Here is a 13,520-nt window from a genome sequence, read left to right on the forward strand (position 1 = left end):
ACCTTCTCACCTTCTCCGGCACGGGCGGGAACATCGCGACGTACTGCCAGATGGAGGATCCGGTGAACCCGACCACGGTGTCCACGCCGAGGGCCTTGGCGAGCCGGGCGGTGTGTTTCATTTCCTCCGCGGCGCGGGTGCGGACGCCCTCCGGGTCGCCGTCGCCCCAGACCTTGGCCCCGACGATCGCCTCGTGCCGGAAGTCGATCGGGTCGTCGCACACGGCCTGGCCTTTGAGGTGGTTGGAGATGGCCCAGACCTTGAGGTTGTACTTCTGAAGCACGGCGAGCTTGGATTCGACGTAGCCGGGCTCGTCCCAGCGCCAGGCGTCCAGGTGGTCGCCGGAGACGGCGATTTCCAGGCCGTCGTAGCCCCAGCCGGAGGCCAGGCGCGCGACTTCCTCGAAGGGCAGGTCGGCCCACTGGCCGGTGAACAGGGTGTACGGGCGGGGCATGTCAGGCTCCTTGGCTTTACTGGATTGTCCGGTTTTGGTCGGATCGTCGGTTTCGGGTCGACTTGTCCGGATCACAGGTTCTCGGTCCGGCTATATATTGCAATGCGTGCTGCCTTTTTCGGATTCCGTTCTTGAGGTCCGGGGACTGCAGATCGGGTACGGCCGGGAAAATACCGGGTATTGCCGCTGCAGCCCCCGGATTATGTGGTGAGTCCGGGATTCTCAGATGGCTTGGGCTTTCTTCATGCAGTCCCTGACGTAGGCGTCGGACGCGCGAAGGTGTCCACCGATTTTTTCGAAGCTCCATCCCTGCGTTCCGTGGCATTTGAGGCTGGCGACGCCTTCATACCCGACACGGCGCAGCGTTTCCAGCATTACGGAGTGATCCAGTGTTCCGTCTGGGCGGGGGAGTTGCTGGTCGGCGGGACCGAAGTTCAGCCCGTCTGTGCCGTGGCGGTAGGCGCGGTCGATGTCCCAGATGTAGTAATAGAAGAGCCGTTTGCGTTCGGCGAGGAACGTGATCGCTTCGCTGATCGTGTCCTGCATCACCCACAGGTGCGGGGGAGCGATGCAGACGCCGAGGTAGGGGTCGTCGATGTCGCGGATGAGCCGTTTCATCTGGGCGAGGGTGTCAACGCCTTCGTCCCAGCGCTGGTCTTCGTTGGCACCGGATTCGAAATCGGCGGCGAAAGGTACGGTGAGATGGTTTTCGACCGCGATCCGGACTCCGCGGCGCGCGCCTGCTTCGACGATGGGTGGCAGGAAGGTAGAGACGAAGTCCGGATAGTTGGCTTCGCAGTCGAAGATGAGGGTGTCGATTCCGAGGTCAGCGGCGAAATCAACGCGTTCAAGGATCTCGTCCTGGGTCTTTCCGTAGACGGTGAGGCCGCAGGGTTTGATCCCGTATTTGTCCAGCACCCCAAGGATCTTGCCGGGGTCATCTCCCGGGTTGACGTGGTGGGCCAGCGGTGCGGCGGAGGACCAGAGGTTGACTTCTTTGAAGCCGATATCGGCAAGGTCGCGGATCGAGTCTTCGAAGCCGTGGTCGTGGTAGGGGACGAGTTCGGCGGCGTATCTGAACATGGGTTCTCTCCTTCGGAGGGTCTGACGGGGTTTACCAGACGAAGACGGCTTTTTCGGTTTCGCGTTGGTCGAAGGCGCGGAAGGCTTCCTCAGCCTGATCGATGGAAAAGTCGTGGCTAATGAGCTTTTCGACCGGAATTTTCTGGTCGATGACCAGGCGCACGATTTCTTCCCAATCGCTGATGGGGAAGTACCAGCCGCCCACGACGGTGAGCAGTTTTCTGAGCATCTGGTCGCTGGGATTGATCTGCGTGGCCCGCGACTCACCGACGAAAGCGACGGCGCCGAGCTTGGCGGCGGCGTCCAGGGCAGAGTTCTGCCCGGCGGGGTTGCCGGAACAATCGATGCAGACGTCCGCTCCGCGGCCTTGGGTGAGGTCCCGGATCTGCTGGACGGCGTCGGCTGTTGTGCTGTTGATGACGGCGTCCGCGCCGAGCGAGCTGGCCTGTTCGAGCCGATGGTCGATGACGTCGACGGCGATGACACGGGCGCCGAAGGCCTTGCCGATGAGTACCGCGGCCGATCCCATTGGTCCCATGCCGAAGACGGCTACGGTTTTTCCGCCGGCCACGCCGAGCTGCTTCTGCACGTGGTACTGGCTGCCGACCATGTCCGTCATGACCGCGCCGGCGCGGAAGCTGAGTTCGTCTGGGAGCTGAAGACAGTTGCGTTCGGGGAGCACGAAGTAGTCGGCGTCACCGCCGTGGACGTCGAAACCGAAACACTTCCACTCGTCACACAGCATCATATAGCCGCTGAGGCAGTACTCGCAGAATCCGCAGCCCAGGGCAAGGTAGCCGGCGACACGGTCGCCTTCTTTGACGTGGGTCACGGCGTTCCCTACCTTGACGACTTCGCCGGCTGCCTCGTGCCCGGGTATCACCGAACCGTGGCCGGCGCCTTCGCCGCCGACGATCGGGGTGCCGTAGTAGATGCTCATGTCGCTGCGGCAGATCGCGGACGCACGGGTCCTCACCAGCACCTCATGCGGTCCCGGCTCCGGGACGTCGCGTTCGACGACGTTGACTCTTTTGTCACCGGGGAGGATGACTGCTTTCATCTTTTCTTCTCCAATACTCATTTACTTGACTGCACCGAAGGTGAGGCCGGCCACCATCTGGCGGCGCAGCACGACCATGAGCACCAGGATGGGCGCGACGATCAGGGTCGCGGCCGCGGTGATGCTGCCCCAGTCCGTGCCGTACATACCGGTGAACTGTTGCAGGCCGACCGGAGCGGTCTTCGCTCCGCTGCGGGTCAGGGACAGGGCGAACAGGAATTCGTTCCAGGACAGGACGATGGTCAGTACGGCGGCCGTCGCGACGGACGGCACGAGCAGGGGCCAGATGATCCGGCGGAGAACCTCCCATGTAGAGGCGCCGTCGACCATGGCGGCTTCCTGGATCTCATAGGGCAGCTGCAGGATCGAGCTGCGCAGGATCCAGACCACGATGGGCAGGTTGAAGGCAGCGTACGGGATGATCAGGGCGGGGTAGGTGTCCATGAGCCCGAGCTTCCCGGCGAAGACGAAGACCGGGATGACGGCGACGATGGGCGGGAACATGTAGGTCGACAGGATCCAGGATGAGAGCCCCTTGCGGGCCCGGAAATCCCTCATGGTCAGGGCGTATGCAGCCGGGACCCCCACGACGATGGCAAGGGCGGTGGCACCGAGACTGACGATTGCACTGTTGGTGAGCAGCTGACCGAAGCTTTCGGATTTGCCGTCGCCGGCTGACAGTACGGAGGCGTAGTTGTCCAGGGTGGGCTGGAAGATCCATGCCGGGGGGATCTGGTTGGCGATCCCGGCCGGCTTGATGGAGGTGATGAACATGAACAGCAGCGGCACAAGGCCGATCAGGAGCCATGTCCACAGGAAGGTACGTCCGATGATGACGCGTGCCACGGTACCCCCGCGGCTGGTTGATGATGTTGTTGACATTACATTTCCTCAGGGTCTGCTCGGCGGCCGATGATACGCAGCATGAAGGGGATAAGGAGCGAAAGGATGATCAGGAAGACCACGCCCAGGGCGCAGGCGAGACCGACGTTGAAGCTTTGAAGGCCGACGCGGTAAATGCCCAGGTTGATGATTTCGGTGGATTCACCGGGGCCGCCACCGGTGAGGATCTTGAATGAATCGAAGGTCTTGAAGGCCTGGATGGTACGCAGCACGGCTGCGATGGCAATGAACGGCACCATGGCCGGAAAGGTGATGTGCCGGAACATCTGCCATGGGGTTGCACCGTCGACCATGGCTGCTTCCCTGGGTTCCCCCGGCAGGGACTGAAGGCCGGCCATCAGGATGAGGGCGATGAAGGGGGTCCACTGCCACATGTCGAGAATGACCAGTACGATCCATGCCGACGTCGGATCACCGAGCAGGTCGATGCCTTTGGGGAATCCGAAGACGCCGAGGTAGTAGCCTACCCACCCGTAGTTGGGGTTCAGCAGCTGCTTGAAGACCATTGCCGCGACCGCCGGGGTGACGGCGAAGGGCAGCAGCATGAGGGCGGCCCCGACCTTGTTGGCGCGGGTCTGGGCCGCTAGCGGGAGTGCCAGGGCGAAGCCCAGGATCATCTCCAGGATCACCGCGATCGCAACGAAGCCGAACGTTATCAGGAACGCGTGCTGGACCGAGGCGTTGGTGACCGCCGTGATGAAGTTATCCAGTCCGACGAATTTGCCCACGCCCCCGAGGATCTTGTCGTTGCGGAAGGCTGAGTAGAAGATAAAAATGGCCGGGGCCACCGTCATTAGCAGCAGGACAAACATGGCCGGGGCCATGTAGACCCACGGGGTCGAACGTTTTTTCCAGGTCAGCGGCTTCCTGTCCCGCGGGCCTGCCGTGGCAAGGCCGTCCGCGGGGCGGGAAGCGTCAACCGTCAAGGTCGCATCCAGTGGTGCGGCGGTTGTTTTCATAATCGATACTCCTTGGGCGACCATGAACGGTCCGATGGATTAGTAGCCGGCCGAGTTAAGGAGGGCCGAGACCTTGTCTGACGCGGACTTGAGGGCATCCGATGGCGAGGAAGCGCCGGTTGCTGCGTTGTTCACCGCGACAGCCACCTCGTGGCTGACTTCGGTGTAGTTGGTCAACCGTGCTCGGCCGACGCCTTCTGCGAGGGATTTTCCGAGGGTGTCGTAGAAGGGCGCGAGGGGGTTATCTCTCTTGATGCTGGCAAAGACGGAGGTCCGGCTGGGGTGCAGGGACTTGGCGGTCATCGTTGTTTGCTGCTCGGCGGCGGTCAGCCAGCTGATCCCCTGGTAGGCCCATTCCTTGTTCTTGGAATTCTTGTTGACACTCAGCATCCAGGTCCCGAAGTGGGGTCCGGCGGCCTTCGCGGTGGGCACCGGGGCATAACCGATGGTGCCGCCCTTGACGTTGTCACCGAGCTTGAGGTCGTGGTAATTGATCGTCATGGCGGTCAGCCCGCTGCCGAACGATTCGGCGGTTGTACCCCAGTCCGCTGACGTGCTGCCCGGGGGAACATGTCCGCTTTGCGCCAGCTTGGCGTAGTAATTCAGCGCTTGGACTCCTTCGGGCGTGTCGAATGCGGGCTTGCCGTTCTGGTCTGCCAAGGTCCCGTCCCCGCCCTGGGATGCGAGCAGGGTCTTGAAGTCATCGGTGGCCCAGTCGCCGACACCTGCCATGACCGTGGTGCCATAGAGCTTCTTGTCCGGCTGGGTGAAGAACTCCGCCGCCTGGGCGTAGTCGTCCCAGGTCTTTGGGACTGTGAGGTCCTTACCGTATTTGGCCTTGAAATTCGCCTTCTGGGCCGGGTCGTTGAACAGGTCGCTGCGGTAGGCCATGACGGCCACGTTCGACTGGATCGGCATCCCGTACACGTCGAATCCTGCATTCCTTATCGCGGATGCGTCGGGCTTTGCCGTGGGATCCGGGTAGCGTTTGATCGGGGAATCRGCGTTGTAGACGGCTGTGTCGTAGAACACCTTGGGGATGAAGTCGCCCACGTTGGACTGCGGGCCGTCGGGGTTCAGGGCCCCGTTCTCGAGGTACTGGTTCAGGGGTTCGAGGTTCTGTACCAGGGCCGGTGCCCACGGAGTGTCGACGACGACAATGTCGTAGTAGCTGCTGCTGGAAGCGAACTCGGAGAAGACCTTCTGCTGCAACGCGTCGTACGGCTGGTTGTCGATCTTCAGATCGATGCCGAACTTTTCTTTGAACTGCGGCACCAGCGACGCGACGGCGGCGCTGTTGGCTTCATCGGTGGTGTAGAGCATCCGCAGCTCCGCCGGTTTGGCCGCCGCCGTGCTGGGTGTTGATGACCCGCCCGTGCATGCGGTTGCCAACAGGGTTACGGTGAGCGCGGCTCCCAAGCCCGCTACGATGCGTGACCGCTTGACGCGATCGAGAGATCGGATCATGCTACTGCCTTCCTTAAGCCATGGGCGCCCCATGCGTCGAGCCCTACCTGGATGATTTTCATTACTGCACTCCTTCTAGTTCTTTTACGGATGGGACGTCGACCCACTCGCCGCACTTGCTGGATTCGATGATGCTTTCGGTGAGGACGGCTGACCTGAGGCCGTCACGGAAGGTGGGCAGGCCATCGCGGTTGTCTCCGCCGATGGCGGCGTAGGTATCGGCGACAAATGCATTGAACGCATCCTGATAACCCTGGGGATGCCCTGCCGGCAGGACACTGAGCCGTGCCGCTTCGGGGCTAAGCGCGTCCGGGTCGCGGACAAGCAGTTGGGAACCGGCCCGTTTACCAAGCCACAACGTCTCGGGCGCTTCCTGGTCGAACTGGACCGTGCTCTCAGATCCCGAAATCTCGATCATCAGGCGGTTCTTCCGCCCTGGCGCGACCTGGCTGACCAGAAGGTTTCCCACGGTGCCGTTCTCAGTCGCGAATACAGCCGCGACGAGGTCCTCGGTCTGGACGTTCTTGTGGTGTGCCCGGCCCGAGAAGAGAGTGCGGCTCAGTGCACCGACTCGTGTTATCCGTTCCCCGCTCACGAATTCGAGGAGATCGCACAGGTGGGACCCGATGTCGGCGAACGCCCGCGAAGGGCCCCCGAGACCGGCGTCCACCCGCCAGTTGTCGTCGTTCCGGGACAAAAGCCAGTCCTGAAGATAGGACCCCTGGATGGTGGAGATCCGTCCCGTTTGGCCAGACGCGATACGTGCCCGGGCTTCCCGGACCATTGGGTGGAACCGGTAGACGAAGGGAACGGTCGCGACCGTCTCGGCCGTAGCGGCCAGCTCCACCAGATGGGTGGCATCCTGCACGGTAGTAGCCAGCGGCTTCTCGCAGACAACATGCTTGCCTGCTTTCAGCGCTGCCTCGGCCAGTGCGACGTGGGTGGCGTTGGGGGTGCAGACGTGGATGACGTCGATCCTGTCATCGTGAATGAGGTCCTGGACGGAGGCGTAAGCCTGCTCGACGCCCAGGCGGTCTTTGGCGCGGGCGGCACTGGCAGGGTTCGAGGACGCGATGCCTGCGATTTCCGCCCCTGCGGCACGGGCGGCTCGGCTATGCACCTCAGCCATGAACCCGGCGCCGACGAACCCGGCCCGTAACCGGGAGGGAGCTGTCGTGGTTCTGTCGTTTTCCATGCCGAAACAGTGACACGCACGGAGCGGCTTTGGTTGCCCGTCAGCAAAAGTCTGCACCTTTTGACGCTGTTGCCGATGGGATGCGCATGGAAGTTGCACTTTTTGATGCTGTGGGCATCGACGAGTGGACGGGAGCGAGTGGGCGCCGTGACACTGAGTGGAGATGAGGTCCCCTCGGGGTCCTGTGAGCGTGATATGTCAAGACCTCACGCTCCCCATTCACTCTTTTTGACCCCAGAAACGGAGAGACATGAACAACGGCGGCGCCGGCGAACTATTGCGTATCCTGCGGGACGGACGCCCGCGAACCAGGGCCGACCTGGCCGGGATAACGGGCTTGGGGCGAGCTGCCATCAGTTCTCGCCTCGAGGCGCTCCTGGAACTCGGACTAGTTGCACCGGTGTCGGATGCGCCTTCCACTGGAGGCCGCCCCTCGGCGCGACTAGCCTTCAACCCCGGTGCAAGGCTGGCCGCTGCCGCCGACGTCGGCGCCACACACGCGACTGTGGCGCTCACGGACCTGTCGGGAAGGATTCTCCTGGAAACCACTGAACGGCTTGAGATTTCCTGCGGACCGGAAGCTGTTCTGGACTGGCTAGCGATGACGCTGCAGGGTCATTTGAAAACTATGAAGCGTCCGGCAACGGACATCATCGCTGTCGGCATCGGGCTGCCCGGTCCTGTTGAACACTCCACCGGAAAGCCGACCAGCCCCCCGATCATGCCCGGATGGGACGGATTCGATGTCCCCGCTTACGTTCAGCGGACCTTTGATGTTCCCGTACTCGTCGACAACGATGTCAACATTATGGCCCTCGGCGAGCGGGCGACGCGCTGGCCCACTGAGGACAACATGATCTTCCTTAAAGTGGCCACCGGCATCGGCTCGGGCGTTATTAGTGGAGGAATATTGCAGCGAGGCGCGGCAGGAGTGGCAGGAGACGTCGGTCACATTGCCGTTTCCAAGGCGGCAGGAATCCAATGCCGCTGCGGCAAGACTGCCTGCCTCGAAGCGATCGCGGGAGCTCCGGCCGTCGCCGCCCAGCTTCGCGAAAACGGACTCGAAGCAACGACCGCGAACGACGTGGTCTCACTCGTCCGTTCCGGCGATTTGGCTGCTATTCAAGCCGTCCGGCAGGCTGGCCGCGACATCGGAGAAATGCTCAACATGTGTGTGAGCCTCATCAACCCTTCCCTGATTGTCGTCGGTGGATCGCTTGCACAATCCGGAGAACATCTGATCGCCGGAATCCGTGAAACCGTTTATGCACGCTCAACGCCGTTGGCGACCCAGCATCTGAATATCACCCAATCCGAAACCGGCCCCGAAGCTGGAGTCGTTGGGGCCAGCATCTTGGCTGTCGAACATGCCCTCGCCCCTGAGCGAGTCAATGATCTCGCAGCCACGCTGGATCCCGGCGGACATCAAAATACCGATCGGCAGAATGTGGAACACGTCGCCCAAGCATCACTCCGTGACTCCGTGGCCATTTAATTGCACCGCGCATTTCCTTGGCCACGTCTCCAAACGAAGATGTGGAGTGCACAGGTGCCGTGGTGAAGAGCTGCTCGTGTGGATTGGAGCATATCGCCCGAGCAGGTGCCCTGCCAACGGCATGCTCACCCCAGCCAGAGCGGCGACAAAACTGGTCGTGTTGGGGCGCCGGAACTGAAACCATTCAACGCCCCAATTGAAGATTTACCGAAGTAAAATAGGCCTTACAGTTGAGGTTTTTCTCGCGGGCCTGGTGTGCCCCGCAACCGCTGCCTCAAGACGTCGTGTCCATTCCAGGGAACGCCATGAAGGTTCACGCTTGTGAATAAGGAGGACGGCATGCCTCAATCTGCTTCCGAGAGCAGCGGTCATCTGCGACGATATGCAGTGCCGGAGGGGCTTACTCCCGAACAAAGGTTTGAACATTGGCGAACGTGGTACGGCAGTGCTGTCGAAACTCCGATGCGGTTGGAAAAGTCGGCACATGCCGCTCCCGTGCCTTTCACTTCTTCGGCTATTAGTCTTACCGGCCCAGGTTTCAGCCTCATAGAGATCTATAATGCCCCCGCACTGGGCTCGTGGGCGCCGAATCCCGACACTAGGGATCTGCGCCTGGCCTACTTCAGAAAAGCGCCGGCCCTAACCCTCTCTCTCAACGGCGTGCCTGAGCCAGTATCACCGGGCTCCGTCAGGTTCATCGATACCTCGTTGGGCGGCAGTTTCGATGCGCCCGAGGGCTTTCACGCCTTGCAGATCAACATTGACCGCAGCAGCCTGGGTATAAGCGACGCCGGACTAGGCTCCCTGCTTCGACTGCCTGACCTCGCAAAGCATCCGATCGTGGGCACTTTCGTGATTCCTGCGCTGTTGAGTTGGAAGCGGCCCGGCATCGACCGGGAGGCATCGGGAACCGCAGACATCCTCCGATCCGTGATGGCAACCCTGGTGGGCTCCCTGCTTGAAACGCCGGTCGACGATGAGGCGCAGAAACCGGCCCTAAGTCGTGCGGTAAAGAAATACCTTGATGCCAGCTATGACAACCCCAATCTGGACGTGGCAATGGTCGCCGAAAGGTTCAATCTCTCCCGTCGCTCTCTGTTCTATTTTTTCGAGAATGAAGAGCTCCACTTGGGCGAGCGTATACGCGCCTTGAGAACGCGCAGAGCGCTGGAGCTCCTCCTTCAGGCCGACGCCCAAAGGGTAACCTACTCAGAAATTGCGGCATCGTGCGGATTCTCCAACGTGCAAAGCATGCGCCGCGCGGTGAAAGAGTTTACCGGGATGAATGTGAGGGAGATCCACCGATCCGAGACCGTCGTTCGTGTTGCGCTGCAACAGTTGCGGGAGTCGCTGATCCCCTAGCACCTGACCGAGTTGGCGGAGGAGCTAAAGAACTCCCGCGCCATCGTCTCAAATGAGTCATTTCTCCGGCTGGACCAAAACCTGCACTCACCCGCGCCTTGCGCAGATCGTTGACCGCCTCACGGATGGCGCAACATCATCTAAACCGCCGCCGACCGACTCCTACCGCCTCGCACACACCCGCATCCGACTCGGGGGGAGGCTCGGGAGACCGCGCCGGCAGCGAAACACCACGGGCGCCGCCGTGAAGGCGACGGTGGCAGAAACGAAACAAGGATAGGCTGGGCCGCCTCGGGCAATGCCGCATTACTCGTCTTCGTCGACCGACTGGCGACGATGGCGTTCCCGTTGGCCGTACGCCGCCCGAAGAATGTCGTCCTTTGACTCGAATCCGGAGCCCAACGCACCACCGATGAGCGCCGCCGATGTCGTCATCCAGGCGACTTCCACAAAGTCCCAAACATTCACCGGATGTTGCAGGGTCTGCTCCAATAAGGAACCGTCGATAGTGAACGCCGCAGCCAACAGCACGGCCACGAACAGCAGGATGTAGCTGATCACGACGCCGATCATCAACGACCACACTGTAGAAGTGTTATACAACGAAGCCTTGAATCGTTCGAGGCTATCGTCGCGCCGGGGGCTCTCCCACAGATCGTGTTGGGTGATGATCCAAAACACCATCGAACTGATCGAAAGAACCATCAGCAACGTCAGTCTCGGCGCCCCCAGCAGGTCTGCGAGTTGCCAGATTGTGTTCGTGACAAGCGCGAAGGCGCCTGTGGCGATAGCGGCGGCCATTGCGCTTCTCAATCCGAGGGCCAGCCGCCACGGACGGTTCGCCCGCAGCATGCCCGCCAGTAACCGTCCGCGGCCGAGGCGGGTTGCTGAGACGTAGCGGAACCCAATCGGCCCGTCGTCGAGAACAGCAGTCTCGATGTGCCGCGATTGGTGCAGCGAGGGCGGACCGAATTCCCCGGCGTCATCCTCGGGATCGAAGTGGCGGTGCATCGCCCAGCCGAGGTCGGCGACGGCAGTGCGGACCCGGCGGTCGATGTTGACGGCACCGAGCGCGGGCAAGGAAACCAGGGAGATCGGCTCCCCGAGCGCTACTTCCGCGACCACAGTCCGGCCCTCGAAACGAATCGGAAGATCGGTCAGGCAGACCATGACATCCCATGCGCGGCGGATCCGGTGCTTCGCCATGGAGTCCAGCATCGGCGCCAACCCATTGCCAGCCGTAAAATCCTGGTACTCGATCACCACGGACCAGTCGTGGCGCTCATCGGCAAGGTTGAGCAGATGGACGACTTCGCGGCCGTTGCGCTCGGCAAACTCGGCCGTGACCTCCGGTTCGGCGAGCACGCCCAGGGTACGGGCACTGATGCGGCTTACGTCGCCCGAACTGTCCGGCACGCCCGGCCTCCTATGGTTCAGTGTCTCTGACCAGCGAACTGGATGTCACCGTAGACCTGGTCACAGGTTCCCGATGCCTGACTCCGTCGGGTGTGCTCCGGTCCGCCGCGGTTCGGGGTGCAGCCGGCTTCCCGTGCTCGCTCGGTCGGGGTCTACCGGCCGCGGCCTCAGCTGAGAGTTCCTCTGCCCGCCATGGATGCCGCATTGCCCCGCCTTGTCCGGGAGATGCCCACATCCCAATCCGGCGGGTCAACCGGCGCCGCGCTGACCGCGGCTATTCGGCCGGTTGAGGCCTGGCTATGGGACGTGAAAAGGGGCGCCGTGCGGACGAAGGCGCCATGCGCGCGTTGCGACGTGCAGGTTTAGTCGGGTCTCGGGATCGGCAAGGTCGAAGCCGGTGATCTGCCGGATGGACTTCAAGCGGTAACGCAGAGTGCTTCGATGGATGGTCAGACTCTGGGCTGTACTGTCATAGTTGCCGCCGTGGTCCAGGTACTGGGCCAGGGTCTGCACCAGGTCAGACCCCCGGCTGTCGTCGGCGCGTTGAAGGGTACCGAGCCACTCGTCGATATAGCCGGCCAGATCCGGTTTGCCCCCAGCTGGGTCCAAGATGCGGTAGATCCCGAGTTGATCAAAGCGGGTGACACCGTAGCGATCGATTGAACCGGCCCTGATGTGCAGCGCGTGCAGGGCTTCCGAGAAGGAACGCGGAATCTGGGCGACATCCAGGCTTGGACCCCCGATGCCGACGGCCCCGGTGGCACTTCGCAGGGTCTTGGCGACAACGGAAAAGACCTCGGCACCCAACGGATCTCCACGTACCACGGCAACAGCCATGTCCCCGCGCCGTGAAACGAGCGCAGATGAACGGAGATCCCGGAACGTCCTGCGCAGTGCGACCACGACAGTATCGTCCGTTCGTGGCGGCTGCCACTGCGCCACAATGACGTGCTGCAGGCCACTGATGTCATATCCCAGTGCCTCCGTACGAACGCCTGCGGTTGCGCCATCCGTTCCGGACACGAGTTCGTCCACGAGGTCGCGGCCCAGCCTCAGTTCCAGCTGGGCCAAGCTGCGGCGGTGCGACAACTCGACTTCCAAGAGCCGAGTTGCGTACTTCAAAGCGAAGACGTTGCCGGCTGTGACCGGCCTGTCGGATGCCAGCATGCAAATGGCCCCCAACACCTCGCCGTGCGACAGGGCAAGGGCAACGAGCCTTCGCGGTTCGGGGACTGGTGAGCCGGAGGCGAGCCAGAGCTGCGCAGTCCGCGCCCTGGCCGCCGCGCCAAGCCTGGGGTAGGGGCGTTTGGACCCGGTCCCCGCTGCCGCGTTGATATGCCCGAACGCATCCTCAATACAGATGGGCCGCCCCGTCAGTTGTGAAAGGACCTCCGCCAGGAGTCCCTCCCGGGATTCGCTGTCCCCGAGGTCGGGAGCCGCGCCCTGGTCCAGGGCTTCCCGGATCCTGGCGTGTTCTTCAAGCTCAAGTACCGTCGCAGAGAGGGACAGGAGACGCTGGTTCATGTCGTCACGGCGGAGCAGCTGACCGGGAGAGCGGAATCCCTGCCGCGGAGGCGCCGGACGTCTCGATCCTGAGGCAACGCCGCGCGTTTGGGCACCGGCTTCAACTGGCCATTCACCCGTAGGTAACGGTCCTTGACCGCACAGAACGACATGTCCGACACCGCCTGCGCGGCCGTGTTGAGGATTTCCTCTGCCACACGTCGATCGAACATATTGATCCTCGTCTCTGTCCGAAGCAAAGGGGATCTTACAGGGGATACAACCCTGGGCAGACCGGAATCCGTTGCCCTCTTTGCTCGAGACTCGGCTCAAGCCGCTTGTCCCGATCACGGAATTTAGAATCGGCCACTTTCGGGTCCCATGGTATGACGCCCTGAAAATGAACCTCGGCGCAGGCTATCCAACGCCGTACTTGGCCGGGATACCGGCGAGCCGTCTCCGGCCGGACCGGCCAACTCAGCGGCCGATGCCGCAAGGCCGGGATCGGCATACCAACACCATCAAAACTACGCCCGTATGTCGCCGTTGTTAAGCTCTTGTCATGTCCCTGCGGATTGCCATCAGCGCTGGTCGCTCAACGGTATTTCGGGATGTTATCGGCG

11 protein-coding genes are annotated in these 13,520 nt (G+C 62.2%); 2 read left to right on the top strand and 9 right to left on the bottom strand.

Annotated elements, in window-relative coordinates; all coding sequences use genetic code 11:
• The 7 genes from AC1DZQ_RS20015 to AC1DZQ_RS20045 form a co-directional block, all read right to left on the bottom strand.
• The coding region (locus tag AC1DZQ_RS20015; RefSeq protein ID WP_476965145.1) for a sugar phosphate isomerase/epimerase family protein at positions 1-454 on the bottom strand (454 nt) is incomplete at its 3' end.
• A gap of 222 nt (positions 455-676) precedes the next feature.
• The gene (locus AC1DZQ_RS20020) at positions 677-1,537 is read right to left on the bottom strand and encodes a sugar phosphate isomerase/epimerase family protein (protein WP_476965146.1); all 861 of its coding nucleotides are present in this window, start codon (positions 1,535-1,537) and stop codon (positions 677-679) included.
• Between the two features lie 31 nt (positions 1,538-1,568).
• Entirely contained in the window at positions 1,569-2,597 is a 1,029-nt protein-coding gene (locus tag AC1DZQ_RS20025; RefSeq protein WP_476965147.1) for a zinc-binding dehydrogenase, read from the bottom strand.
• Between the two features lie 21 nt (positions 2,598-2,618).
• A complete protein-coding gene (locus AC1DZQ_RS20030; RefSeq protein ID WP_476965148.1) occupies positions 2,619-3,479 on the bottom strand; it encodes a carbohydrate ABC transporter permease in 861 nt (286 codons plus the stop codon).
• Entirely contained in the window at positions 3,479-4,459 is a 981-nt protein-coding gene (locus AC1DZQ_RS20035; protein ID WP_476965149.1) for a carbohydrate ABC transporter permease, read from the bottom strand. Before AC1DZQ_RS20035 ends, AC1DZQ_RS20030 begins: the two co-directional genes overlap by 1 nt.
• Before the next feature lie 39 nt (positions 4,460-4,498).
• Complete coding sequence (locus AC1DZQ_RS20040) at positions 4,499-5,926, bottom strand: ABC transporter substrate-binding protein (protein WP_476965150.1); 1,428 nt, start codon at positions 5,924-5,926, stop codon at positions 4,499-4,501.
• Between the two features lie 61 nt (positions 5,927-5,987).
• Positions 5,988-7,121, bottom strand: coding sequence for a Gfo/Idh/MocA family protein (locus tag AC1DZQ_RS20045; protein ID WP_476965151.1), 1,134 nt, complete (start codon positions 7,119-7,121; stop codon positions 5,988-5,990).
• Positions 7,122-7,371: 250 nt separating this feature from the next.
• Between AC1DZQ_RS20045 and AC1DZQ_RS20050 the strand changes: the two genes are divergently transcribed.
• Together AC1DZQ_RS20050 and AC1DZQ_RS20055 are read left to right on the top strand one after the other, a co-directional pair.
• Positions 7,372-8,616, top strand: a complete 1,245-nt coding sequence (locus AC1DZQ_RS20050) for an ROK family protein (protein WP_476965152.1) — start codon at positions 7,372-7,374, stop codon at positions 8,614-8,616.
• Between the two features lie 321 nt (positions 8,617-8,937).
• Positions 8,938-9,978, top strand: a complete 1,041-nt coding sequence (locus AC1DZQ_RS20055) for a helix-turn-helix domain-containing protein (protein WP_476965153.1) — start codon at positions 8,938-8,940, stop codon at positions 9,976-9,978.
• Positions 9,979-10,284: 306 nt separating this feature from the next.
• Here AC1DZQ_RS20055 and AC1DZQ_RS20060 read toward each other — a convergent pair whose 3' ends face one another.
• Together AC1DZQ_RS20060 and AC1DZQ_RS20065 are read right to left on the bottom strand one after the other, a co-directional pair.
• Entirely contained in the window at positions 10,285-11,394 is a 1,110-nt protein-coding gene (locus tag AC1DZQ_RS20060; protein ID WP_476965154.1) for a hypothetical protein, read from the bottom strand.
• Positions 11,395-11,691: 297 nt separating this feature from the next.
• Positions 11,692-12,918, bottom strand: a complete 1,227-nt coding sequence (locus AC1DZQ_RS20065) for a PucR family transcriptional regulator (protein ID WP_476965155.1) — start codon at positions 12,916-12,918, stop codon at positions 11,692-11,694.
• Positions 12,919-13,520 lie beyond the last annotated feature (602 nt).

Source organism: Arthrobacter sp. P1_C12_2 (genome assembly GCF_056406415.1).

What these genes read in the sequence shown, in the direction of transcription:
- AC1DZQ_RS20020 (WP_476965146.1), bottom strand. Translation starts at nt 1,537, where the DNA reads ATGTTCAGATACGCCGCCGAACTCGTCCCCTACCACGACCACGGCTTC.
- AC1DZQ_RS20025 (WP_476965147.1), bottom strand. Translation starts at nt 2,597, where the DNA reads ATGAAAGCAGTCATCCTCCCCGGTGACAAAAGAGTCAACGTCGTCGAA.
- AC1DZQ_RS20030 (WP_476965148.1), bottom strand. Translation starts at nt 3,479, where the DNA reads ATGTCAACAACATCATCAACCAGCCGCGGGGGTACCGTGGCACGCGTC.
- AC1DZQ_RS20035 (WP_476965149.1), bottom strand. Translation starts at nt 4,459, where the DNA reads ATGAAAACAACCGCCGCACCACTGGATGCGACCTTGACGGTTGACGCT.
- AC1DZQ_RS20045 (WP_476965151.1), bottom strand. Translation starts at nt 7,121, where the DNA reads ATGGAAAACGACAGAACCACGACAGCTCCCTCCCGGTTACGGGCCGGG.
- AC1DZQ_RS20050 (WP_476965152.1), top strand. Translation starts at nt 7,372, where the DNA reads ATGAACAACGGCGGCGCCGGCGAACTATTGCGTATCCTGCGGGACGGA.
- AC1DZQ_RS20065 (WP_476965155.1), bottom strand. Translation starts at nt 12,918, where the DNA reads ATGAACCAGCGTCTCCTGTCCCTCTCTGCGACGGTACTTGAGCTTGAA.